Source organism: Providencia sp. NPDC089933 (assembly GCF_049545585.1).
Classification (GTDB): domain Bacteria; phylum Pseudomonadota; class Gammaproteobacteria; order Enterobacterales; family Enterobacteriaceae; genus Providencia; species Providencia huashanensis.
Map to the genome: position 1 here is coordinate 196087 of NZ_JBMWDT010000004.1, position 25149 is coordinate 221235.

At 37.0% G+C, this 25149-nt stretch carries 24 protein-coding genes and 1 pseudogene; 12 read left to right on the forward strand and 13 right to left on the reverse strand.

The genetic code is table 11. From position 1 onward, the window contains the following. Positions 1 to 7: 7 nt before the first annotated feature. Together kbaZ and agaR are read right to left on the reverse strand one after the other, a co-directional pair. On the reverse strand, positions 8 to 1291 hold the full coding sequence (kbaZ, locus tag ACPEH5_RS08065; protein WP_129466363.1) for a tagatose-bisphosphate aldolase subunit KbaZ: 1284 nt from the start codon (positions 1289 to 1291) through the stop codon (positions 8 to 10). 52 nt (positions 1292 to 1343) lie between these two features. Then, on the reverse strand, positions 1344 to 2120 hold the full coding sequence (gene agaR / locus ACPEH5_RS08070) for a transcriptional repressor AgaR (RefSeq protein ID WP_042845288.1): 777 nt from the start codon (positions 2118 to 2120) through the stop codon (positions 1344 to 1346). 527 nt (positions 2121 to 2647) lie between these two features. Here agaR and ACPEH5_RS08075 point away from each other — a divergent pair. The 5 genes from ACPEH5_RS08075 (at position 2648) to ACPEH5_RS08095 (ending at position 8629) form a co-directional block, all read left to right on the forward strand. Beyond that, a complete protein-coding gene (locus ACPEH5_RS08075; RefSeq protein WP_042845289.1) occupies positions 2648 to 3883 on the forward strand; it encodes an anaerobic sulfatase maturase in 1236 nt (411 codons plus the stop codon). Positions 3884 to 3907: 24 nt separating this feature from the next. After that, positions 3908 to 5515, forward strand: coding sequence for a sulfatase family protein (locus ACPEH5_RS08080; RefSeq protein WP_281110441.1), 1608 nt, complete (start codon positions 3908 to 3910; stop codon positions 5513 to 5515). Positions 5516 to 5579: 64 nt separating this feature from the next. Beyond that, on the forward strand, positions 5580 to 7055 hold the full coding sequence (locus ACPEH5_RS08085) for a DUF2264 domain-containing protein (protein ID WP_042845291.1): 1476 nt from the start codon (positions 5580 to 5582) through the stop codon (positions 7053 to 7055). 111 nt (positions 7056 to 7166) lie between these two features. Beyond that, entirely contained in the window at positions 7167 to 8021 is an 855-nt protein-coding gene (locus ACPEH5_RS08090; protein WP_042845292.1) for a tagatose bisphosphate family class II aldolase, read from the forward strand. A 29-nt stretch (positions 8022 to 8050) separates the two neighbouring features. After that, positions 8051 to 8629: a DJ-1/PfpI family protein gene (locus ACPEH5_RS08095; RefSeq protein ID WP_042845293.1), complete on the forward strand. Its 579-nt coding sequence runs from the start codon at positions 8051 to 8053 to the stop codon at positions 8627 to 8629. Positions 8630 to 8847: 218 nt separating this feature from the next. On the opposite strand, the gene arsC is transcribed toward ACPEH5_RS08095, so the two are convergent. Genes arsC through ACPEH5_RS08120 form a run of 5 tightly spaced genes read right to left on the reverse strand, consistent with a single transcriptional unit; the run spans position 8848 to position 13140 of the window. Next, positions 8848 to 9273, reverse strand: coding sequence for a glutaredoxin-dependent arsenate reductase (gene arsC / locus ACPEH5_RS08100; protein WP_042845294.1), 426 nt, complete (start codon positions 9271 to 9273; stop codon positions 8848 to 8850). A gap of 10 nt (positions 9274 to 9283) precedes the next feature. After that, the gene (locus ACPEH5_RS08105; protein ID WP_217008416.1) at positions 9284 to 10573 is read right to left on the reverse strand and encodes an arsenic transporter; all 1290 of its coding nucleotides are present in this window, start codon (positions 10571 to 10573) and stop codon (positions 9284 to 9286) included. A gap of 53 nt (positions 10574 to 10626) precedes the next feature. Continuing rightward, positions 10627 to 12378 (reverse strand): arsenical pump-driving ATPase, encoded by a 1752-nt coding sequence (arsA, locus tag ACPEH5_RS08110; protein ID WP_281110443.1) that lies wholly within the window; start codon positions 12376 to 12378, stop codon positions 10627 to 10629. A 13-nt stretch (positions 12379 to 12391) separates the two neighbouring features. Further along, positions 12392 to 12757, reverse strand: coding sequence for an arsenite efflux transporter metallochaperone ArsD (gene arsD / locus ACPEH5_RS08115; protein WP_071548315.1), 366 nt, complete (start codon positions 12755 to 12757; stop codon positions 12392 to 12394). Between the two features lie 47 nt (positions 12758 to 12804). Then, a complete protein-coding gene (locus ACPEH5_RS08120) occupies positions 12805 to 13140 on the reverse strand; it encodes a metalloregulator ArsR/SmtB family transcription factor (RefSeq protein ID WP_042845301.1) in 336 nt (111 codons plus the stop codon). Positions 13141 to 13260: 120 nt separating this feature from the next. On the opposite strand from ACPEH5_RS08120, the gene ACPEH5_RS08125 reads away from it, so the two are divergent. Beyond that, positions 13261 to 13443, forward strand: a complete 183-nt coding sequence (locus tag ACPEH5_RS08125) for an isochorismatase family protein (protein ID WP_226693511.1) — start codon at positions 13261 to 13263, stop codon at positions 13441 to 13443. Between the two features lie 203 nt (positions 13444 to 13646). Here ACPEH5_RS08125 and ACPEH5_RS08130 read toward each other — a convergent pair whose 3' ends face one another. The 3 genes from ACPEH5_RS08130 to ACPEH5_RS08140 all read right to left on the reverse strand — a co-directional run bounded on the left by ACPEH5_RS08130 (position 13647) and on the right by ACPEH5_RS08140 (position 16352). Continuing rightward, positions 13647 to 14225, reverse strand: a complete 579-nt coding sequence (locus ACPEH5_RS08130) for a cytochrome b/b6 domain-containing protein (RefSeq protein ID WP_129466254.1) — start codon at positions 14223 to 14225, stop codon at positions 13647 to 13649. Between the two features lie 483 nt (positions 14226 to 14708). Beyond that, on the reverse strand, positions 14709 to 15392 hold the full coding sequence (locus ACPEH5_RS08135; RefSeq protein ID WP_071548316.1) for a hypothetical protein: 684 nt from the start codon (positions 15390 to 15392) through the stop codon (positions 14709 to 14711). A 522-nt stretch (positions 15393 to 15914) separates the two neighbouring features. Next, positions 15915 to 16352 carry a hypothetical protein gene (locus ACPEH5_RS08140; RefSeq protein ID WP_048608041.1) on the reverse strand — a complete coding sequence of 146 codons (438 nt, stop codon included), beginning with the start codon at positions 16350 to 16352 and terminating at the stop codon, positions 15915 to 15917. Positions 16353 to 17882: 1530 nt separating this feature from the next. Here ACPEH5_RS08140 and ACPEH5_RS08145 point away from each other — a divergent pair. Genes ACPEH5_RS08145 through ACPEH5_RS08155 form a run of 3 tightly spaced genes read left to right on the forward strand, consistent with a single transcriptional unit; the run spans position 17883 to position 21050 of the window. After that, on the forward strand, positions 17883 to 18731 hold the full coding sequence (locus ACPEH5_RS08145) for an HlyD family secretion protein (protein ID WP_042845314.1): 849 nt from the start codon (positions 17883 to 17885) through the stop codon (positions 18729 to 18731). A 3-nt stretch (positions 18732 to 18734) separates the two neighbouring features. Further along, positions 18735 to 20369 (forward strand): FUSC family protein, encoded by a 1635-nt coding sequence (locus ACPEH5_RS08150; protein ID WP_071548318.1) that lies wholly within the window; start codon positions 18735 to 18737, stop codon positions 20367 to 20369. Between the two features lie 21 nt (positions 20370 to 20390). Next, entirely contained in the window at positions 20391 to 21050 is a 660-nt protein-coding gene (locus ACPEH5_RS08155) for a MarC family NAAT transporter (protein ID WP_281110446.1), read from the forward strand. A 389-nt stretch (positions 21051 to 21439) separates the two neighbouring features. Here ACPEH5_RS08155 and ACPEH5_RS08160 read toward each other — a convergent pair whose 3' ends face one another. Then, positions 21440 to 21853 (reverse strand): hypothetical protein, encoded by a 414-nt coding sequence (locus ACPEH5_RS08160; RefSeq protein WP_206227027.1) that lies wholly within the window; start codon positions 21851 to 21853, stop codon positions 21440 to 21442. A gap of 171 nt (positions 21854 to 22024) precedes the next feature. Next, positions 22025 to 22114 (reverse strand): annotated as a pseudogene (locus ACPEH5_RS08165) (Arm DNA-binding domain-containing protein); the annotation flags it as partial. A gap of 77 nt (positions 22115 to 22191) precedes the next feature. Here ACPEH5_RS08165 and ACPEH5_RS08170 point away from each other — a divergent pair. From ACPEH5_RS08170 to ACPEH5_RS08180, 3 genes are all read left to right on the forward strand, one after another. Then, positions 22192 to 22377, forward strand: coding sequence for a hypothetical protein (locus ACPEH5_RS08170; RefSeq protein ID WP_369109835.1), 186 nt, complete (start codon positions 22192 to 22194; stop codon positions 22375 to 22377). Positions 22378 to 22692: 315 nt separating this feature from the next. Further along, positions 22693 to 23229 (forward strand): GNAT family N-acetyltransferase, encoded by a 537-nt coding sequence (locus tag ACPEH5_RS08175; protein ID WP_042845323.1) that lies wholly within the window; start codon positions 22693 to 22695, stop codon positions 23227 to 23229. A 38-nt stretch (positions 23230 to 23267) separates the two neighbouring features. Then, entirely contained in the window at positions 23268 to 24002 is a 735-nt protein-coding gene (locus tag ACPEH5_RS08180; RefSeq protein ID WP_166686111.1) for a class I SAM-dependent methyltransferase, read from the forward strand. A 483-nt stretch (positions 24003 to 24485) separates the two neighbouring features. Here the strand turns inward: ACPEH5_RS08180 and ACPEH5_RS08185 are convergent, their stop codons facing one another. Beyond that, a complete protein-coding gene (locus ACPEH5_RS08185) occupies positions 24486 to 25016 on the reverse strand; it encodes a GNAT family N-acetyltransferase (RefSeq protein WP_240133192.1) in 531 nt (176 codons plus the stop codon). Between the last annotated feature and the right edge of the window lie 133 nt (positions 25017 to 25149).

The window sequence follows — 25149 nt, forward strand, 5'->3', positions numbered from 1 at the left end:
TCAAACCTCAGTGACTGAATTTACACGCATCGGCGTACACCGATAACACATCGCGAATTTTTGCGAAAACAAACGACTTAGGTGAGCCATCAATCAGACCTTCTCTCAATTGTTTAAATTGATGTGGCAGATATTGGCTAAGTAAAGGTAATGGGATTGGTTTAGCAGATAAATTATTCATTAGCTTATCTATTGCATCGCTAATTTCTTTATCCGGCCAATAGTAACGAATGCGGTCGCTGAAGCTATATACCCGAGCAAATGCTTGTTGGTGAATATCGCCATGATAATACTTCTGCCAGAAATGCGGCTCGCTACACATCAAGCGCTCCATTTTTTCTTTTAAATGAGAACATTGCTTGGCAGGAAACATTTCATTCTCAATTTCGCACAATGAATACAGCGCTTCGCGCATTGCAAACGTCAATGCGGGGCCTACTTTCAAAATAGCAAAATGGTCACGAACCAATTGTTTATAAGCATCTTCTGTTTGGTAATCAGTTGAGTGAGCTTCGAAAACCAGATGTGAATAATCATCAACTACTTTACTCAATGCCTGTGCTTTTTCGGGTTGATAATCAATCACACCGGTATGATCAAATTCCACTCCAGGTTGAACGACCAATCCGATAACCCGTTGCCAACAATCCCCCACACCTGCTTTTTCGAATGCTTTCGCATGACACTCTAAGGTTTTGCGAGCGGCATCAGGAGAAGTGACCTCCACACCCTCTAAAGCTTCTGTGGCTCCGCCGGGAACAGGAACTTCAGTACCAATGACATACACAATATCGCTACGACCGAATTGTTGTTTTGCTGTTTTTTCTGCGATAACCGCAAGGCGAGCCGCCCGCTCAGCAACAATTTCATCGGTTAAAGGAACAGGGTCATCAGCGCAAGACATGCTGCAATCTAAATGAATTTTTTTAAATCCAGCGGCAACATAAGCTGCGATTAAAACATCGGCATTATCCATAGCATCTGCAGCAGGGAGGTCTTGCCAACGGTTAGGGCCTAAATGGTCACCACCAAGAATTAGCTGATTGAGAGGAAAGCCAACTTTCTCTGCTTTTTCAGTAACATAATGATAAAAATCAGCAGGTGTCATACCGGTATAACCACCGAATTGATCAACCTGATTAGAAGTGGCTTCAATAAGAAGAAAGGAATTATTGTCCAACGCTTGCTGCAATGATGCTTCAATAACAAAAGGATGAGCAGAACAAACAGAATAAATACCGTTCTGTTGACCTAACTTATTTTGCTGAACAATTTTTTCTAAAGGATGCATTAATACTAACTCCACAATCAACACCGGCAGTGCTGTTAATGGAGTTAGTCAGCTATAAATCTTTATCGACGATAATGACTTCGATTTTATGGTCCTTTAACTCTTGGACATATTCATCAGGAATACCAGAGTCTGTTACCAAAATATCAATATCACCAAACTCACGGATCATATGACAGCTGCGTTTACCGAATTTCGTAGAATCAGCAACTGCAATAATAGTCTCTGAGATATCACACATTAAACGGTTGAGGCTCGCCTCTTGTTCATTGTGTGTCGTGATACCAACACGTAAATCGAATCCGTCAACCCCAAGAAAAACCTTATCAAATCGGTAATTTCTTAGGCTGCTTTCTGCTTGAGAGCCAGAAAACGATAAAGCATTCTTTCGCAATGCACCGCCTGTCATTAATACATCAACGCCTGCGGTATTCGCCAACTCCATTGCAACATCTAAACCGTTAGTCATGACCACTACGTTTTCACGCGATTTTAAATGTGTCGCGATTTCACGCGTAGTTGTCCCCGAGTCTAAAATAACGGTATCCCCATCCTTAATTAGCGTGGCGGCAGCTTTCCCTATTAACGTTTTTGTTCCCGCATTTTGCCCACGTTTTTCGTGGATACTCAGTTCTGCAATAAACCCTGTATTCGGTATTGCAGCGCCATGAGAGCGAATAACATAACCATTTTTTTCAAGAAAACTTAAATCGCTGCGAATGGTGACACTTGAAACTTTAAAAATTTCGGCTAGATCCTCAACTCTGGCTTTACCATGTTGGTTAACCATGTCGAGTATTTCCATACGCCGCTCAACTGCCGCTTTCACTTTCGTCTCCTTACGAAACCAAACAAAAGACTTTCATTTGATTTCGAAATTAGTTTACTACGCCAAAAATTACCGACAACGTAAAAAAACAAAACTTTTGATCTCTTTCACAAAGTTTCGATTTGTTCACTATTTGCTTACGGATATTTTCATAATTGAAATATCATAGCTTCGAATGAGAAACTATCCAATATATAAAGTGTTAATCAGTGTATTTTAATTAATCTAATCGTCAGACTGTCGCCTCTAAGCCCAGATTCGTGAAATTTTAGTAATGAAATGACTCTAAAATTAGCAAAACGTGCTGAAAAAACTTTTTCTATTCGAAAGATGTCGGGTTCCGTTTAATTAAAAAGTATATTTTGGAATTTTAACGACACGATACTTTATCGTGAATCCCCCATTTATTCCTCTCCCCCCCACCTTTCAAAATCTTTCATTTTCCATTTTTGTGATTTCAATCTCTTTTGATTTTACGAAAATTGCGTAATGCTATAAAAATAACCTGACTTCTTTCGGATAAAAAAATGGCTTCTAACCAACCAACTAACTTTCATATGATGGCGAAACCCACTAGCTATCGCTGTAATATCAAGTGTGAATACTGTTTTTATCTCGAAAAAGAGAATGTATTTAACGAAGAAGTAGCAGATAACCATCATGACGTGATGCCTGACAATGTATTACGTCGTTACATTAAAGACTATATTCAGTCTAACGCGAGTGACCAAATTGATTTTTCATGGCAAGGCGGAGAACCAACACTCGCTGGGTTAGCGTTTTTTGAGCGTGTTGTGAAGTATCAAAAACAATACGCACAAGGAAAAACGATCACAAATAGTGTCCAAACCAATGCAATTGCAATAAACCGTCAATGGGCACAATTTTTTGCCGATCACCAGTTTTTACTCGGGGTTTCTATTGATGGACTTGAAGCGGTGCATGATAAATATCGTATTTCAGTCAATGGTAACCCAACCTTCGAACGCGTTAAAAAATCAATTCAGTTACTCAACGAATATGGTGTTCAATTTAATACACTTACCGTCGTGAACGATCAGAATTGGCGTAAAGGAAAAGAAACGTATCAAGCACTAAAAGATATCGGCTCGACATTCTTTCAATTTATTCCAATTGTTGAAGTAGACCGACGTTTTCCACATATGCAAGGGGGGCACTATGCGCCCGGTCCGAATGCTGTTATGGCGTCTTTCTCAGTTTCAAGTGAAGGATACGGACAATTTATGGCTGATATTTTCGACGAATGGATACGCCAAGGTGATGTAGGAAAAGTATACATCCGTTTGTTCGATAGCTTACTTGGTACATGGATGGGTTATCCTGCGTCCACTTGTATTCAATCCAAAACCTGTGGACAAGCATTAATCATTGAATCTAATGGTGATGTTTACTCCTGTGACCACTACGTTTACCCTGCAAACCGCTTAGGTAGCGTCCAAGAAAACACCTTAGCTCGTTTAGTTTCTTCTAAGCAACAGACACGCTTTGGTCAAAATAAATACGACAAACTCACCAGTATTTGCCAACGTTGTGAAGTCCAAAGCTTATGCTACGGTGGCTGCCCTAAACACCGAATTGTGGCAATTGATGGAGAAAAATATCGCCACAATTACTTGTGCCGTTCTTATAAAAAAATATTTCATCATACCGCACTAGGCATGCAGTTAATGCAGCAAGCTATTTCCCGCGGGGGATTGGCTAGCGATGCACTCCCTGCCTTAAAAAAAGCTTATTTTCAATAAATTAACCTTTCTGGAGAGACTTTTGTGATCTTACCTACTGTAAAAAAAAGCCTACTTGCTGGCCTTATAGCCACTAGTTGCTTAAGTTTTCCCTTAGCTGCAACTGCTGGAGGAACCCCTGAAAAACCCAATGTTTTACTTATTGTTATGGATGATTTAGGGACTGGTCAGCTTGATTTTGTGTTAGACAATCTTGATGTTAACGAGCTAGCAAAACGCCCTACCGCCCAACGTTATGATGGCGACATAAATAAAATGGTCGAAGCCGCGAAAATTGCGATGCCAAATGTCACTGAAATGGCAGCCGGCGGAATTAAAATGACTAACGCCTTTGTTGCTCACCCAGTTTGTGGGCCGTCTAGAGCAGGGATTTTTACTGGTCGCTCCCCTGCAAGCTTCGGTACCTATAGTAATGATGATGCTATGTTAGGCATTCCAGAGGACATAAAATTATTACCCGCTTTATTCCAAGCCGATGGTTATGCAACTGCCAGCATTGGGAAGTGGCATAATGCGAAAGTGATCAAAAAGCCCAAGATAGCTGAAGATAAACAAACTCGTGATTATCATGACAACATGATATCAACACCAGAACCTGGGTTTGCCCCCCATGAAAGGGGTTTTGATTATGCCTACAGTTATTATGCCTCTGGCGCAGCGTTGTGGAATTCACCAGCGATTTGGCGTAATGGGGAAAATGTCCCTGCTTCTGGCTACCTGACTCATTTATTGACGGATGAAACTGTCAAATTCATAGACAGTCATAAAGATAAGCCTTTCTTTATTAATTTGTCGTATAGCGTGCCTCATATCCCACTTGAGGAGGCTTCACCTGCCAAATATATGGATAAATTTAATACAGGTAATGTTGAAGCTGATAAGTATTTTGCCGCTCTGAATGCCGCAGATGAAGGGATCGGAAAAATAATTGCCACGTTGAAAGAAAATGGAGAATTACAAAATACGTTAATTTTCTTTATTTCAGATAACGGGGCTGTTCATGAATCCCCAATGCCAATGAACGCAATGGATAAAGGCTTCAAAGGCCAAATGTTTAATGGCGGAGTGCGTGTCCCTTTTGTTGCTTATTGGCCGGGCCATATCCCAGCAGGTAAACAGAGTGACATCATGGTTTCAGCTATCGATATCCTGCCGACGGCGCTGAAAAGTGCAGGAATAACTATCCCAGATACCCTGAAAGTAGAAGGGAAAGATATTATGCCCGTATTAATAGGCAAAGACGATAAATCTCCACATCAATACCTTTATTGGACAGGCCCAGGGACTAAACACTACAGCGAAGAAAATCAGGCATTCTGGCACGGTTACCATGAATGGATAACATACCAACGTAAAGAAATCCCTAATAACCCTAACCTAGAAAAACTATCAAAAGGCTCATGGGCGATCCGTGATGGCGAATGGGCTCTGTATTTTTATGACGATGGCTCAAACCAACCTAAGCTATTCAATGATAAACAAGACCCTGCTGAATCAATTGATTTAGCACGTCAGTATCCAGAAAAAGTTAAACAGCTAAAATCTGCTTATTATCATTGGGTTAAAGACAAACCAAAACCTGTTGTATGGGGACAAGACCGTTACCAAATACTTGTTGATTCTGCACGATAGAATCGGATCTTTGGCCAATTAAGTGAGCATGGAAGCTCGCTTTTTCTAACAATCGAGAATAAATATGACTACACCTATTATTCCTACTGAACGTCCAAAACTCCCCTATGAACACCCTAATATAGCCATCTATCAACGACTGTTTAAAGAAAATATTATTAGAAGATGTATCCGAAAACGGGCTTACCACCACCATGACCAACTTATTGCCGATACCTTTCGCGATAATCAAAAGCCATTATTATTTCTTTGCGAAACACTCACTCGCTATGTCACGGAGGCTTTTCATCATTATCAAGTTTGGGATTATACCCATGCTTATTACCCCGGAAGCCCCGGACAACAAACCGTCAAGACAGATGCTATGGAAGGTGTTAGCCGAGTATTACCCCTGCTTGCAGCATGGTTAGTTCATCATCAGCAACCGATAATCAAAGGGCTAAACCAACAACCATTTAATATTGCAGAGATGATTAAAAGCGCATTTGTGAATGGGACAAACCCTTCCCATAAAGGCTATTGGGGGAAGCTTGAAAACTACGACCAAAAAATATGTGAATCTGCAGACTTAGCTCTCACCCTTTGGCTCAGTCGTAAATGGGTATGGGATCAGCTTGATATTAGCTTACAACACCAAATTATCACGTGGTTCGAACAAGTTAATCACTGCGAAATCGTTGATAATAACTGGCATTTATTCCCACTCACCGTCCAATTTGTTATCAAAGCATTGACGGGAACTGACCATATTGCCCATTGGCGTTATAACAGAATTAAACAATTTTATGCTGGCGACGGTTGGTTCCGTGATGGTGCAAAAGGGAATTTTGATTATTACAATGCTTGGGGTTTTTACTATGGGCTTTACTGGCTAAACCAAATTATTCCAGGCTTCGATCATGAATTTATAAAGCAATCCCTTAATCAGTTTAATCGCAGCTATCTACCATTTATTACAACCAAAGGTATTCCATTTTTTGGGCGCAGTGCATGTTACCGTTTAGCGGTGTCAACTCCATTAATCGCAGGTGTTGATTTAGGTTGTGATTCCGTCAGTATCGGTCAAGCCAAACATGCCTTAGAAAGCACACTTCGCTACTTTATTAGTAATGGTGCATTAAAAGCGGGAGCACCAACGCAAGGCTTATTCGCGCAAGACTCTCGTCTTGTCGATAATTACAGCGGACCTGCAAGCAGTTTCTGGTCATTACGGTCTGTGGTCATCGCTTTATATTGTGGTGAACGGCTTCAGCTTTGGCAAACTCCCACCAGCGAACTTCCAATCGAAAAGGCCGATTTTCGTTTCGAAATTCCATCGATTCATGCTTCGGTAATAGGAGTTAAAGATACGCAGGAAGTTACGGTGATATTTCGGCAGGAGTATACTCAACAGCAGTCTCCTTTAAGTCGCCGCTTAGATAAACAACCTCTCACTCAAAAGGTAATTGAAACAATTATAGGTCAATCAAAACGTCCTAAAAACAACCTATTACGTAAAGGTGTGACAACTTATAGTTCTAAAATGAGTCATTTTTTTTAGTTTTCTTTCATTACCTTTCGGTGTGAAACAAATAAAATGTGATTTAGATCTTTTACCTTTCTTTATCTTTCGATTATTATAAATCGAAATTAAATGAAAGAAGAGGCAACTATGTTTCTCGTATCGACCCGTAGTATGTTAAATAAAGCCCAACAAGGTGGCTATGCTGTGCCTGCATTCAACATCCACAATCTCGAGACTATTCAAGTTGTGATGGAAACTGCCGCAGAAATGGGGTCTCCAGTGATCCTCGCAGGAACACCAAGTACCTTTGCCTATGCGGGGAGTGATTATCTTATTGCTATCTGCCAGCAAGCGGCTGAACGCTATCATATTCCTGTCGCATTACACCTAGACCATCATGAAGATATTCCTGATATTTTCCAAAAGGTGGTCTCAGGAGTGCGTTCCGCAATGATAGATGCATCCCACTTTCCTTTCGAAGAAAATATTCAAATTGTTAAACAAGTTGTTGATTACTGTCACCAATGGGATTGTACCGTAGAAGCGGAACTTGGACGCTTAGGGGGCCAAGAAGATGATTTGGTCGTTGATGCTGCAGATGCTTTATTTACAGACCCAGAGTCTGCCGTAAAATTTATCCAACGCACTGGTATTGACTCACTTGCGGTCGCAATTGGTACAGCTCATGGTATGTATAAAAGCGAGCCGCACTTAGATTTTGACCGTTTACAAGCAATCCGTCAAAAAACAGAAATACCACTAGTATTACATGGTGCATCAGGGATACCCGATGCAGATGTACGCCATTGTATTGATCTAGGTATTTGTAAGGTAAATGTGGCAACTGAACTGAAAATAGCCTTTTCCGATGCCATCAAACACTACTTTCTTGAAAACCCAGATGCTACTGACCCTCGTCACTATTTAGTTCCAGGCAAAGCTGCAATGAAATCGGTTGTCATGGATAAAATTCGCGTTTGTAAAAGTGATGGAAAGTTATAATTCATTGAAATAAATAATAAAGGAATGACATGAAACAAGTTGCTGTATTACTCGCAGATGGCTTCGAAGAAGGTGAAGCCGTCGTTTTCATTGATATTATGCGTCGATTAGATATTCATGTTGATGTTCTTTCATGTATGGATACCCTGACACTAAATACTTATTTTGAAACTAAAATTAGTGCTGACTACTTGTTAACAGAAAAACTATCTCACAGTTATGACGCAGTAATGATGCCTGGCGGCCCAAAAGGCACCGATCGCCTTAGTAGCTCACCACAAGTTATTGAGTTTCTTCGCCGTCATATTTCTGAAGATAAATATATTTGTGCCCTATGTTCCTCTGGTGCCAAAGTACTCGCAGCTCATCAGTTACTTGAAGGTAGACATTATAGTACTGGTGATAAACTTGCTGAAAAATATAATGATGGGCACTACGTTGATCAAGACGTTGTTGTGGATGGTAAATTTATTAGTGCAAAAGGGCTAGGTGTCAGCTTTGAATTTGCATTTACTGTCGCTCGCTATTTACTTGCAGACAATACTGAGAAAGTAGATTGGCAAGCAAAGCATATCTACTTTAAGCACTGGCCATTGCCTTATTTGTAATCCCTTAATTAACGGGATAGTGCGCTGTAACCTCAACTCGCACTAAAGGCGGCCTTCAGCCTTTAGTGCTTTTTAAGACCGAGCAATATAAAAAAACCGTTTTCACTGGTAATCGCAGGGGGTTTTATCGCCCATTTCATTGAAATAGAGCTTATTTTTCTCATTATTTCAGACGTATTCACGTAAAAGAAAACATAATAAAACCACTAAATAGTTACCTACTTTAGTCTGTTCCCCAGTTTATCAACGATAACCTCACCATCTTCTTTGATAAACACCTTTTGCTGCGGATTTGGCAATATGTCTAATACCACTTCAGATGGCCTGCATAATTTCACACCTAATGGCGTTACCACAATCGGCCTATTAATCAATATTGGGTACTGCAACATAAAATCAATTAATTGGTCATCGGTATAAATCGTTTTTTCTAAGCTTAGTTGCTCATACGGTTCCACATTTTTGCGTAATAGCTCTCTTACCGTAATGTTCATATCTATAATCAGTTGAACTAATACATTTTTAGTGGGTGGCGTTTCTAAATAATAAATAATCGTCGGTTCAATGCCACTATTGCGGATCATCGCTAGAGTGTTGCGTGAAGTACCACAATCTGGGTTATGGTAAATTGTAATTTCATTCATGGAGTTGCCCTTAATTTAGCAGTGAAAGCCTTAGCACTAAAGCAATCAATGTGACGGTGAGTACAGGAATAGTCATAATGATCCCCGTTTTAAAATAATATCCCCATGTAATGGTCATATTTTTTTGTGATAACACATGCAGCCACAGCAATGTTGCTAGACTCCCTATAGGGGTAATTTTCGGGCCTAAATCAGCACCAATGACATTGGCATACACCATCGCCTGTTGAATAACTCCCGTTGCTTGGCTACCTTCAATGGAAAGAGCGCCGATTAATACTGTTGGCATGTTATTCATGATGGATGATAAAAACGCAGTGATAAACCCTGTTCCTAGTGTTGCTACCCATAACCCTTTATCGGCAAGGTAATCAAGCGTTTCAGAGAGGTAATCCGTTAACCCTGCATTTCTTAAACCATACACGACCAAGTACATACCTAACGAGAAAATAACAATTTGCCACGGCGCACCACGCAACACTTTTTTGGTATTAATCGTATGACCTCTAGCTGCAATTCCCCATAAAATTAAAGCACCAATCGCAGCAATCACACTAACAGGAATACCTAATGGTTCTAAGACAAAAAAACCGATGAGTAATAGCGCTAGCACAAACCAGCCTGCTTTAAACGTCGTCATGTCCTTGATAGCTAAAGCTGGTTCACTCAGTTTAGTGACATCATATTGTTTAGGAATATCTTTACGGAAAAACCAATGTAACATCACCAGTGTCGCAATAATCGCAGCAATATCCACCGGCACCATAATTGACGCATACTCAGTAAAACCAATATTAAAAAAGTCAGCTGAAACAATATTAACGAGGTTAGAAACAATAAGTGGCAAGCTCGCTGTATCTGCAATAAAACCAGCAGCCATAACAAATGCTAATGTCGTGCCTTTGTTAAAGCCAAGTGCAAGTAACATTGCAATCACAATCGGCGTTAATATCAATGCCGCACCATCATTGGCAAATAAAGCCGCAACAGTCGCACCGAGTAACACAATATAGCTAAATAATAGTTTTCCTTGGCCACCACCCCACTTGGCAACATGTAATGCCGCCCATTTAAAAAAGCCACTTTCATCTAACAGCAAACTGATAATAATCACGGCAACAAATGTCGCGGTGGCATTCCACACAATATTCCAAACAACGGGAATATCTTGAAAACTAATCACCCCAAAAATAAGGGCTAATACCGCCCCTGCCGTTGCACTCCAGCCAATACCTAGCCCTTTGGGTTGCCAAATAACGAACGTAATGGTCAAAATAAAAATTAATGCGGCAATAAACATAACAACCTCGTTTAAAAGGTGCTTTTCTATGCACCTTTTTCCAAAAGTAGAACTTATCCTGCGAGCTGACTTAATGCGGATATCCCCACAGGCTCTGTCTCAAGTAAAGGGACAATAGCAACACGCTTTGCCAATGTTGATGCCACCTTTTCAATCTGAGAAACCTCCTGCTCAGCCCTTGAAAGTAACAATGGTGAGGTTGTTTCTGTGATAGATAGGCTATTATTAATCACCCATGCCCACGGGTGTATATCTGCACGTATTAAATCATTTTGTAAGTTTTCCGCCTCAAGCACAGGTGTTGTTTCAGCAAGTGTCGTAATAATCACTTTTGTCCTTTCAGGATCTTGCAATTGCATCATAGGGGTTAAGAAGTGGCCCTTCCCTCCCATTTTCTTAGCAATTTCTTTATGGTATGCCCCAGTTGCATCAAGGAGTAATAATGTATGCCCTGTTGGAGCTGTATCCATCACAACAAAACGTTTTCCAGCATCCTTAATAATGCGAGAAAAGGCCTGAAATACCGCAATTTCTTCAGTACATGGGGAGCGCAAATCTTCCTCTAGTAATGCCCGCCCCTCTGCATCTAAATCTTTCCCTTTTGTTTCTAAAACATAACTACGATAACGTTCAGTTTCGGCGATAGGGTCAATTCGACTAACTTGAAGGTTGGGTAAAACACCATCGAGTGTTGACTCAATATGAGCAGCAGGGTCGGATGTGGTCAGATGAACATCTAACCCTTTTTCTGCCAGTTTCACCGCTATTGATGCTGCAATCGTTGTTTTCCCTACACCGCCTTTTCCCATTAACATAATCAACCCATGCTGTTGTTGAGATATTTCGCCAACCAGTTCTGACAAAGTAGGTAAAGAAATAGGTTGTTTTGTCGGGGTAGTAGTTGGAACTTGTGGCATGTCATTAGATAACAACTGCTTCAGTGCATCGACTCCAACCATATTGATATTTTGTAAATAAAGAATATCGACAGGTAACGAGCGTAGTGCTTCAGGCATAGACGCTAATGCGGCTTGTTCACGAGAGTAGAGCGCATGGGATAACTTATCATTGTCAGTTATCGCCGTTTCGGGGAAAACACCATTAACGATCAATTGCTGATTTTTAATCCCCAGAGAAGATAACTCATTGTAGGTTCTCGCAACTTCTCTTAACGCAGCTGACTGAGGACGTGCAACTAATAGTAACCTTGTTAGCGAGTTATCACTCAGCGCTTCCACTGCCATGCTGTACTGCTCGCGCTGTTTTTCAAGGCCAGACATTGGCCCTAAACATGTCGCTCCGTCAGGGTTATCGCTGATAAAATCACTCCATGCACTCGGGAGTTGTAGTAAACGAATGGTATGCCCCGTTGGTGCAGTATCGAAAATAATATGGTCAAACTGACGGGTAATTTCTGTATTAGTCAACAACCCAGTAAATTCATCGAAAGCAGCAATCTCTGTTGTACAGGCACCTGATAGCTGCTCCGTAATACTTTGAATTACCGCTTCAGGTAAACTTTCTTTGATGGGATTAATAATTTTATTTCGATATTCTTCGGCAGCGGCTTGCGGGTCTATTTCAATCGCAAATAGGTTTGGCACTAATGTTATTGGCTTAATGTGGTTTCCAATTGATTGAGAAAATACTTGCCCCACATTAGAAGCCGGGTCAGTACTTACCAATAAAACTTTTTTTCCTTCCTCTGCCAATTTGATTGCTGTTGCGCATGAAATCGAGGTTTTACCGACCCGACCTTTTCCTGTAAAAAATAAATAGTTAGGTGCGTTATCTAAAAATTTCATTGTATATCCCTCGTTAACAACATGTTTTATCGTTACCACAGCACGGCTTAATGACCTCAACCTTCTCAATATTCATACGAATTCCAAACCATCTAGCAAGCTCATGGCGTTTAGGATATCGACCAGTCAACACAATCTCACCATCAAGAATAAATAGAGGGAGTGATTCCGCCCCCGCGGTTTCCAAAAATGTTTTCACTTTTGTATTGTCAACAAACGCTATAGGTTCTTGTGCTAAGTTAAAACGCTTTACATTCGCCCCTTGTTTTTTTAACCAATCTACATCTGTTGCGAAGTCTACTAATACTTGGTCGACTTCTGTTCCACAAACACCAGTGCTACAGCATAGCGCTGGGTCAAATACTTCTAATCTTTTCATATCTCAACCTTATATATGTTTTTTCGAATATGTTAATTTAAAAAATTTTATGCCGAACAATGACCCACTGACACTTTTGTCTCTAGGCTCTTGAGCAAATCTGCGATTCTATTTTTCTCGGTTGCATAGGTGACATCAATGATATTTTTTACCCATGGAAGTAATGTTGGAGATAAGCGATAGTGAACCCATTTACCCTGTTTAGAATCAAGCAAAAGACCGTATTCTCTAAGCATCGCTAAGTGACGAGATGTCTTGGGCTGTGATAAATTTAATGCGGTATAGATATCACAAACACACAATTCACCTGATGCTTTTAAAAGCAACACGATGTTTAGCCTTGTTTGATCGCCTAAAATTTTAAACAGTTGTAATGGTTCCATACATGCTCCTTTACTCTCTACTATGTATAATATATACACGCCAAACACATACGTCAAAGCATATATGTCTTTTAACTATAGGTTATCCTATCCCCCCTTCAGGCGATGAGCCATCACGCTATGGCAATATTTCATATTGAATTATGCGGAATGATGACTCAAAACTGCGTACTATTTACCACGATTGCTGAACAAGCAAAGAAATATAAAATAACAGTATTAGGGAATTGCTGTACAAGTGTTTCACCCGTGATTCATGCTGTTGCATTAAAAGGCTTATCGAGAATAACAAATGTGATTTAAAGCGGTAATTGGGTTATTTTTTCTATAGATATTATTGCTAGCAAAAGTGTCAAAAGTAATAACCTATACCTATGATTTATTTAACTTTATTAAATATCATAGGGAATAAAAATAACCCTCACCAACTTCATTTAAAATGGAATTGTTTGTTTTTATTAGTATTTAGAGATTCATAAAAAATCATTAAATACATAGGAGCAAAACTAACCACCCATTTTATTATTTTTTTTCCAAATTATAAAATGGATAACCCCTAAACCACCATGACCATAAATATAAATCTCAATTAAAATAGTGAGTGACTTATGAATACTCCTAGCCTCTAAAGCAAATGGAGACTGCTGTAGCCATAAAATAAACCATGTTATACCTGACAAAATAACAATTGATAAAGCCCCCAACCCCAACCCTTGAACTGTTGCAGCAAGTCCTTTAGGAGAGCTATCTGGTAGCTTTTTAGCTAAAAGAGAATTTATATCTTCTTTGATTTGTTTAAAATCCCCCCAGAGATAGGGATAAAAATATTTAAAACCGCGTTGATTAAAACAAGATACGACTAAAAAGAACGTTAAAAAAAAGAGCACAAAACCAGAAATAATATGAATCCAAGTAAATAAATAAGCCATATCAAAAAAAGGAGGAACGACTGACTTTGTTCCTGTCATCCAATTACTAACAATGATTTGCGATATCACTAAAACTAAAATTAATAAATGTAAAATTCTTATTTTTTTAGTCTGATACAGGCCAAAAAAATCCCAAATCGATTTAAATATGCTCACAGTATCTCACCTTTCTTTTTATAATATTTCATTTACACAAAATTTATTAGTTTATAACTCGACTACCTCGTACTGCCAAACCTTGACTGCAGAATATTATATATGAAAAATAACATACATCTACTGTTCAATTATGACTCTCTTTTTGTGATAATTATATTTATCATTATAAGGGTGATTAAATTAGACAAGGGTTTACAGACTTTTTACTAAAATTTCAGAAGATAATAAATTACAGAGAAAGGTGTCATTCGCTCAACAAAAAAACACCTTATCTTATTGAAATTTGATTGAAATATATTTTCACCATAACTATTTTTTATAGTAAAACTATAAACAGTTTACGATTTAAATTATTACAAGATTTTTATGCGCGGGAACTATTAGCTTTGATATTTCAAAGTTACGATAGTAGCGTTAAACAAAGAATGACTTTATATGTTTAACGCTATATTTTGGAAAAACCATCCATTTCCGATAGTTTTAATTACCCGAGAAATTACTTATAACTTCATACGTCAATGAATCATTAGAACTATTTATAATTTTTAGTTTTACATTCCCATAAGAAATAACATTGCTTTTTTTAAGGTTATATTGAAGATTGTTTCCAAACCCTTGATTTTCAATGTTTGAGCCTATTTTTCTGTAGCTAATATCTACTATTTGATTATTTATCCCATTAAAAATCAAAGCCTGCTCAAATGAATTACCATCAGGGTTATTTAACTCAAGATATTCAATTTGGGCTTTATCACTACAAACAGCAACATTTAAGTCAGTTACAATACAAATTTCATTAGCATTGGCTCCTTTCTTTATTAAAATTGAACTCCATGGCTGACCAAGAGCCTCAACGACAACAGAACCGGAGTCAATGGTTTGAGCTGGCATATAGAAATCACCTTTGTCACTTGAACCAACTTTTTTGAACACACCAGGAATAATTTTATAAGCCAAGTCTATTTGTATTGGGTTCAATACCTTAATCGCTTTCAGCTCGCTTATATCACCTTCCCTAACTAAACTTTGACCTATGATGGCACGATTAACACTACCTACTTTCGGCTCACTTATTTTATGTGAATCTGGCGTGTAATTATATTCGGTCACTGCACACCCAGATAATGAAAGAATACAACTAACAGAAACTAACAAATTTTTCATTTAATAAGACCCGTGGAAAAAAACATATGTGGACATCAAAGGTTACATTTATAAACAAGTTCTAACAAGCAATTCTCTGCGCTCCTGTTAGCGGATAACCACTAAATCACTCATAGTAACCTGTAACTTTCTTCCTTTCTGGCAGGTCACCCGCTACAACGCGTTAATTTAGAGGTGGCTTGACTTTTTCAGCATCCTGAATAGCTCTGATTCTTTCCATTTGAGTCATTATTACCATTACAGGTTTTAAAAATTACTGGTAAGAAGTTATCCCACCTTATACCTATAATGAGTCTGTCGTCGTTTCAGTGATCAATTTAGTACTATCATAAGGCATAGATAACGGGCGCATTATCGCTGTACGAATTCATGGGCTTAGCTATCAAGCTAAAGGCGGTAAAGTATGGGATAAGGATATTGTAGGTAAGCTTATTTAATTATAAAACAGGTAGAGGGGCGGTTTTAGCTAACTAACTCGCCCTTCTAACAAAAAAGGATTAGGAGAAACTATATTAGCTATGTTTAATAAAGACAGTTAGAAGATGACCAGTCTTTAATTAATCCATTTTTATCGGTAATAAAGTTATCTACGCATAAGCGAGGGTTATTAAGGTACGGGTCATTAGAACTGTTTTGGGTTTTCTTAAAGGTATACTGAGATCCCCCATCCTGTCTCTTATGAACCCCAAAAGGGCTGCCCCTTTGCATTATTAGGTCATCTATAGATTTACCAATCCAACTTTGGCGGCGATTTTTGAATTCATACTCCTCTTTTTCTCTTTCTAATTGTGCTTTTGATTTCATTGCAGTGGTGTTATTTCCATTGTTTTTGTGCTTTGCACCAGGGACACCCGTTAATGCATAAGTTATATCTGATATGGTATCTCTATGTTTCTGAGTACAACCACTTAATATGATCAGTGAAACTAAAATTATACTTAAATTGAATTTTTTATTCATCGAAGATAGCTCAAAATTAATAATTATTAATTATTTCATGTGGATATGAAATTTAAGTGTATCTTATACTAACTATAGTAATTATTAGACATATGAGAATCATCCGATATTGAAATAAACACAACCTACCCCCCAAATATTGCGCCGTTCAAAACGGTACGAAAGATATCGCATGGCTATTTTTTCGCTCTACCAATTACAATCTCTTACTAAAACTTTTTTATCATAATAATCTATTGACCTAATCATTTTTATACATCTGATATTGTGAACGATAATTAATTTCAATCTGAAGTTTTCTGTGGTAGTAAACTGAGAACAACAATTAATAGTAGGCAATTATTGGATAAATACAGCCATTAATAGGCTTCAATACTCTATTCCCCTTCAAGACCAACTACGAATTCACTCTTTTTCTCGCGATTTAAGCACGGTTTTTCTTGGTGATATTCACGATCACATACTGTGATTACTCAATCCTGAACGCTGTGTCAGTCGTTCTATTCTTATCCACGTTTTGTGGTTACGAGAACCATTCAGGATAGTCGGTTATCTCCATGAGATATCCATAAAAACGCCCCCTATATGTTGAATGATATGTCCAACTTTTTGGGTGCAATTCATAAGCGGGTTAGTTTTTGATGGCTACTGAGCTCTTCCTAAATGAAACCTATCAACCCTATCAATACGTATTCTCCATAAGAATAGTGGCATATCTGCGGATGGGTGGCTTAGTATTTTAACGTCTTTCATGTGTAGTGTTGTTACTATTTTTAATGGATTTGCGTCAAAGTCAGCAATTAAATGGTTGTAATAAAACTGAATAATTTCACCACATTAAGAGGTAGCTTATCCATAGGATATATTATCATTACCAATTTAAATTGTATTTCTGATTAATTGCACCAATGTAAATATCTATTTAGTAAATTATATCGTGTTCTATTTAGTTGTCTTGTTATTAAAATAGTACAGACTTAATTAATAAAAATGTATGAAATTACTAGTTACAATGCACATAATTAAGATAAATTTATTTATCTGCACAATAACCAATCATGATTAATTTTGGCATTTAACTCTAACAAGTTAACTTTTGGTGCTTTCAAGTTTTACATCGGTATTTATTGGTAATATAATCGGCTAAATTCATTATTCCTATCATGTAGTAAAGTAGAAATAAGAAAATCGTAATATTTTACAGTTTATATAATTAAAGCAATTGTTTGGGTTTGTTATATTTTAAAAATTATACTGCGATGTAAATTTACTACCTACAATAGTTAATGTCGCCAAATATCTCTTTATAATGGGATAGTCGTATGAAAGATTTAATTCTAGGGGGTACGGTTTTTATACCCGGTATTGCTTTGGTATTTTTTTTAGGTTTCTTTTCTTGGTTATTGATTAGGGTGGTTTACGCAAATTTAGTGTGCAAATATGAATATGCGGGGAGTTTATTCGATATTTCCATACTATTTTTCTGCGTTTTGGCCGTTCATTCATTATTAATTTATAGTTGGTAATATAATGAATATAAAGAAATACTTATTAATTATTATATCTGTTTTTATCATCATTTCGTCTATATATTTATTATGGAACCATTATGCATTAAGTCCATGGACTCGTGATGGTAGAGTGCGCGCTGAAATCAACCAAGTGACAGCTGAGGTTTCAGGGAAAATTGAACAATTGATGGTCATTGACAACCAAGAGGTCAAACAAGGTGAATTGTTACTCATCGTTGACCCTACTGATTATGAAATTAAACTACGTCAATCTGAATTAGAACTTAATGATTTAGTAGTTCAATACAATTTTGCAAAGAACCAATTAGCAAGGCGGACTAAATTAAGTCAAGTTGCAATATCTAAGGAAGAGCTAGATGATGCTAGAGCCCGCCAGGAAAGCTTAGCTAAGAAAATTGAATTAGCAAAAGTGAAGATTGAAAAAGCTAAACTTGACCTATCAAGAACACAAATTCATTCACCAGTAAATGGTTTTATTACTAATTTGAATTTACGTTCAGGGAATTATATTAATGCAGGTTCCCCTTTATTTGCGATCGTTGATAAAGACTCTTTCTATGTGATTGCTTATTTAGAAGAAACTAAAATGACCAATGTTGTGGTTGGTGATAGTGCAAGTATAAAGTTATACAGCAACAATCATGAATTAAAAGGCAAAGTACAAAGCATTGGTAGAGCAATTGATGATAACAATTCCACGACAGGGAGTCTGTTACTTGAAAATATACAGCCTAACTACCCGTGGGTTCGATTAGCGCAAAGAGTACCAATTAAAATATCATTAAATGGCACTCAAGGAGTTACACTTATACCGGGTACGACTTGCACTGTATTTATTGAAGACTAAGTGATGAAACTAAACTGGATATTCGCAGTTAAATATATGCTAGCGATTTTATTGGCTTGGTATATATCTTCATATTTTGGTTTTGATAAGCCCTATTGGTCAATGATGACGGTCGCAATCATTGGCTATCCAGACCCATCATTAAGCTTGGCTAAAATGGTGGCACGGCTTGCTGGAAGTTTTATTGGCGTTATAGCAGTAACATTAATCGCTAATATTAGTATCAGTGACCACTGGCTGTTTACCGCCCTGATTATTATTTGGCTGTCAGTATGTTTATTTATGGCGCTGACCTCACGTTATATGATGCCTTATATGTTTTCACTTTCAGGGTATACTTCTGCAATTATTGCTTTTGGTACTTCAGTTTATCCATTGCCTATGACTATATTTAATTTGTCTCAAGAAAGGCTAATGGAGGTCATGATAGGTATCATTATTTATACATTTATTAGTTATGCTTTGCCAAATAGAACGAATAATCTACAAACAGTTCTACTGAAAAGAAAAATAAGTACGGATAGAAAAGATGTGTTATCAAGTGTGTTCAAAGGAAACTATGATAATACGATGAAAAATCTATCTATTATCATTGCTGATAGTATTGCCCATGATGAAGTGAGTAAATATGAAAGTCATTTTTTATCTTTTAAAAAGGCACACAGTAAGGTATTAAAATTACCTATGCTGGTCACTATATCTATTATTGGTTTAGTCGATCGAGCATTTTTACAGTATGAAAAATATAATCAAATATTAAGCTTGAAGAACAAGGTTGATAATCCCTCTACCTCTCAGTTTTATGTTTTTTTTGATTGGAAAGATGCTTTTTTAAATACATTACGGTTAGTTGTAAGCCTAGTGATTAGTGTCATTTTTTGGCTTAATACTGGTTGGGAATATGGCTACATATTGCCTGTGCTAGTGAGTATTTCTTTTACTTTTGGGGTTACTATTCCCAATGCTAATAAGCTTGCTTTTATTGTATTTATTGTTGCTCTGTTGGTTATCGCACTTAGCTATGTATTGAAGTTTTTCTTTTTAATACAAGCATCAAGCTTTATGCAAGCAGCTTTGATTATGACCCCTGTTTTCATCCTTTTAGGTGTCCTGAAAACAGTCGGTAAATTAGCATTTCTGATTTCACATATTATGTGTATTTCATTAATATTTTTAATTAATTTTACTAATCCAATGAGCTTTGATTTTGTCTTTTTTGCTAATACAGCCATAGCACTTATTTTTTCTATCATTATAGTGATCTTGATGTTGTATATCATCCCATTGAGTAATACACAGCAAATAGAATCTCGTAAAGTTAATTTTATTTTACAGAAGATAAATACAATACCGTTAAATGAATTGGCTCTCATAAAAATCCGTAATACCTTACTAATGAATGTGAATTCATTATATGAACATAAAAATATTAACCAATTTTACGTGTTAATTGCATTGATTAGCCTATATGAATTATCGGAATCTGAGCAGGTAAGAAAGCTGATAGTAAGTATCATTAATGCAGTATCAATAAAAGATGATAAAGATAATATATTGAAATCTCTTAATGGTACTGAAAAATTTTATTCTGATATTAATGTAAAGTATGCCAAAGACGTTATTGGCTTGTTGTTATAACCATAAATATATGAGGTGGTCATGTTTGAATTATTAACTGCAATAGGTATTGGGTTAGTGGTATTGTTGCCATTATCAAATCCACTAACTACAGTTGCATTGTTTCTTGGTTTATCAGGTGGAATGACAATTGAGGCTCGTAAAAAAACTATAAAAATGACGCCTGTATATGTCTTTTTTATTATGTTGGCCTCATGGTATTCAGGGCAAGCGATCATGAATACCTTTGGTGTTACTATTCCTGGTTTGAGGATTGCAGGTGGTTTTATTGTTGCCTACATTGGTTTTCGTATGTTGTTTCCTATCGCTGAAAATAGCCGTAATGTTGAAGGGGGAAAAGCGGTAGATAATACATCTAGTATTGCATTTGTTCCTTTAGCTATGCCAAGTACTGCAGGGCCAGGTACTATAGCGATGATTATTAGTATGGCTTCATCAGTAATCACCAATGAAAGCGCTTACCCACATTGGGTTGTTATTATCGCTCCACCGCTGGTATTTTTAATTTTTTCTGTGATCCTGTGGGCCAGTCTAAAAAGCTCAAATCTTATTATGAAGTTTTTTGGTAAAAGCGGTATTGATGCAATATCTAGGCTGATGGGATTTTTACTAGTTTGTATGGGCGTGCAGTTTATCATTACGGGTATAGGAGAACTCACACGTTCTGGTTTTTTTAGCTAGTTTTGATCAATGTTATCGTGTATTGCTCTGATTTAATATATAAATAACACCTTATTCAGCTCTTACTCCTCAACTGAATAAGGTGTTATAGCGTTTTATTTTTCATCGCCAGTCAACAAAGGTGATAAATTAATATCGAATAGTATTAATTATCTTTACCATCTCTAAATCCTTTTAGAATATACAAAAAATACATTAGTGAATATGTTATTACTTAATTTTTAAATATAGTTACTAACTATTTGAAATTACAATGCCTTTTCATATTTACATGAGAAGTGGATATAATTTAAATATAATGTTAAAAAACTATCTAACTACCTTTGTTAACGAGCCCGAAAATCATCATTCTTATTCCCCTACCAATAATCAACTATTCCCCATAAAAACTAATTACTTTTAGGTTTGTATTTAGCCCTGTAAACCCGTTTTTCATCATTAACACACTCCAAGGTAAACACTTCATCTATTGATCCGACTCTTACTTTAAAGTGTGTGCTGCTATCAACATCAATTACTGTTGGGTAGGCGTTACTGAAATTAGAAATTACAATCTTTGCTATTGATTTACATTCATTAAATAGCATTTTAGAGCTATCAAACTTATCCAAAACGGGGGTTTCGCTATTCGGGATTTTATTGGTAACAGTCATCTCTAATAGCTCTAAGGGAGTATAAACAACGGTAGGCTTCTCCTTAGCGATACCAAAAACTGGAATTAACATACATAACCATATTATTTTCTTTATATTTTTATATCCATTAATGTTACCAATAAATGATTTAATCAAAATCGCTATCATGTTGAACGGACCTATTTTTTGTCTTATAAAAAGGTATGGTCGACACTACTCGATTGTTATCCACTAGAAAACAGAAAGCACTGCGCCCTATGGTGTGTAAGAATCTCACGCTATCAGCTCTAATGTGAATATCTACCATATCAATGATTGGCTTCTCACACATTACAATTATACATATAAAGCCAGCCTTTTATCTTTACCAGCATATCTATATTTTATACGCCAATACTTAGAGCCATTCGGGGCAACTTCTAAATACATGGCTAAAGCCGCGACAGAAAAACCCATCAATTATCTACAAATATCTTTTCAGCAAGACTGATACAGTAAGTATTGATATCGTATTTGAAAGAGCACTAATTCACCACACTAATGATTACAATAGTAATTATAATGAAATCCATAGAATTCTAAATGATTATGGGTATTTTATTATTCAGGATAGAAGCATGAAAATGTTGCCCTATCGGGTGGAGAACAACACTTACGTGGTTTCCTCTTTGAATGCTTTCCAAACTGATTGAAATTGGAGCTATACGCAGTCCAATTCAGCAACAAATTGAAACTGTATTACAGCAATATGGCTTCAAACTTGTTTCCTCACAGTTTTTTTGTGAGGCGCAACGTGTTTATGAAAACTTTTCTTCCCTAGAGCGAGATATTAGCGCTCGTACAAACCGCTCCATTTGCATGAGTTAGATAATAATGAAATTACCTTTTTAACAAACACATTAACCCAACTTATCCAAAAATTATTAAATAATATTATTGGTATATTTGGGGCGCAAAAAAAATTATTGATTCTATTTACTTTTATTTCTAGCACTTCAAGAGACTCTATGACTATCCAATATTTCAGTCGCCATACATCGCAGTTATCTAATGACCAAAAAGAGGTTATCTACACTTTGTTATATCAAAGCTTTGACTGTGATTTTTCTCGAGATGACTTTCAGCATGCTTTAGGCGGCATGCATATTTTAGCTTACGACCAAAAACATGTTGTTGGCCACGTATCCATTGTTCAGCGCAATATGGCATTAGGTCATCACCCAGTCACTGTCGGTTATGTTGAAGCCATGGCAGTATTAGAAAGTTATCGCCGCCAAGGTATTGGTCGACAGCTCATGCAGGAAACCAACAAAATTATAGAAAACTGTTATCAACTCGGCTTACTTTCTGCATCTGAAGAGGGTTTTCCTCTATATCAATCAGCAGGATGGCATGTTTGGGAAGGAAAGCTGTATGAACTCAAACAAGGCTCTTATATTCATTCCATTGATGAAGAAGGCGGCGTTCTTGGGTGGACAAAAGATAAAACGATTGATTTTTCCCAACCACTCTATTGCGATTTTCGCAGTGGTGATCAGTGGTAACAGCTTGAAGATAATTTATAACGATACTGAGACTACCTATGAAAGAACAGAATATTTATGATAACCCCATTTTTTTTAAAAATTATCAAACATTAAGGGTCAATGATACGGGCCTTAATGGCATCATAGAAGAACCTGCATTAAGGGCTCTATTACCTGATTTAAAAGGTAAAATAATTCTCGATTTGGGATCTGGCTTTGGTGATTTTGCACGGTACGCACACAGCAAAGGGGCGAAAAAAGTTTACGGTATTGAGCTTTCAAGTAACATGATAGAACAAGCCAGAAAACTGACCCAAACCGATGATATTGAATATATTCATGCGTCAATGACTAACCCTATGACTTTCGATGAACGTTTTGACTTTATTATTTCCTCCCTCGCAATCCACTATATCGAAAACTTTAATCAGCTCGCAAGCGAAGCATATTCTCACCTCAAAGAGGGTGGGAAATTTGTATTCTCTGTGGAACATCCGATGTGTACCGCACATGCTTCTTCATTTATGAAAAATGAATCTGGTGAATTTATCTGTATGCCTGTCGATAATTATCAGAATGAGTCTATACGTCATACCTCATGGTTTGTCGATGACGTTATTAAATATCACCGAACAGTCGAAAGTTATATTATGGGATTACTCAATGTGGGATTTGTGATTGATGCTCTTAAAGAGCCTAAAGTCATCAATGACGCCCTATTGGAAAAACCGGAAGCTGAAATTTTTAATCGATATTCACCTTTTTTAATTATTAGTGCACACCGTTTGTAATAGCAAAGTTGTAATATCCGCTCTGAGTTAAGTTAAGGTGTCCATCACGTAGGATCACCATCAAGGGGTTCACATGACGGCTTATAGAGCGGAGTTTTTTACATTGGAAGATGAACAAAGAAAGCGTAAAATCAGTTAATCCACTGAATTTTAGGCATAAAATAGACATCATTTGAAGTCTACAGGATTCAATATAAAGACATACCTCATTAATTATAAACATTTTATATTCATTCAATTTCGTATCATGCTCCCAATTATGTCCCCTTTTTATTTTGTGACTCAAAATTAAGAGGTTTAAGATTCAATTTTCCCAAAGCCACCAGCACTGTAAAAATATCATCAATTGGTAATTTCATTGCAGATAATGAAATACCAACCGGAAATAGTTCTACTCGTGTTTTCCACGACTTCGTTTCAAACGGAACTGTAAAATTAACACAGATACGACTTCAAATTTAATCAGCTATTAATCAATCTTATTTAAACTTTACTTTCAGGGTTTAGCTTGAACATGATGGTTGTTGATTCAAGGTCGCCATGAATTGATTGAGCGAACTCAGGGATTTCACCACTAACCTGCCATCCTAGAGAGGTATATAAGCTAACAGTTATTCCTTTGGTATTTGTATCTAATGTTAGAAGTGTCAATCCTGTTTCCCATGCTATTTGCTCAGCCGCTAGCATTAATCTCCTTGCGAGACCTTTGCGCCTGTAATCAGGTAATACCAATAATTTACAAATTTCTCCTCGGTGTTTGCCATTTGCCTTTGTACACAAATCAAGTCCAACAACACCAACGATTTTATTATCTACCTCTACTGAGATAAGCTTAAAATTGTTTGTTGATAAAGAGTGATTGACACCAACCCAATAATTTTTCATATCACCTATTTGATCTTTTGCGTCAGTATATCCAACACTAGCCCCACCAAGGACGCATCTATGCAATAAATTGGTCAGCTCATCTATTTTGTTATCGCTTATTTTGTCACTATAACAACGTATAATCATATTTGCGCCTCAATAAGGGTCTCATTGCACAATAAGTTAGTAGATTAACTATGAATTAATTGAGCACACAAGTAACTAAAATTTTATAGATATATTTGAAACTCCTCGGTAACTTCGGAGCAGCTGAACTGGT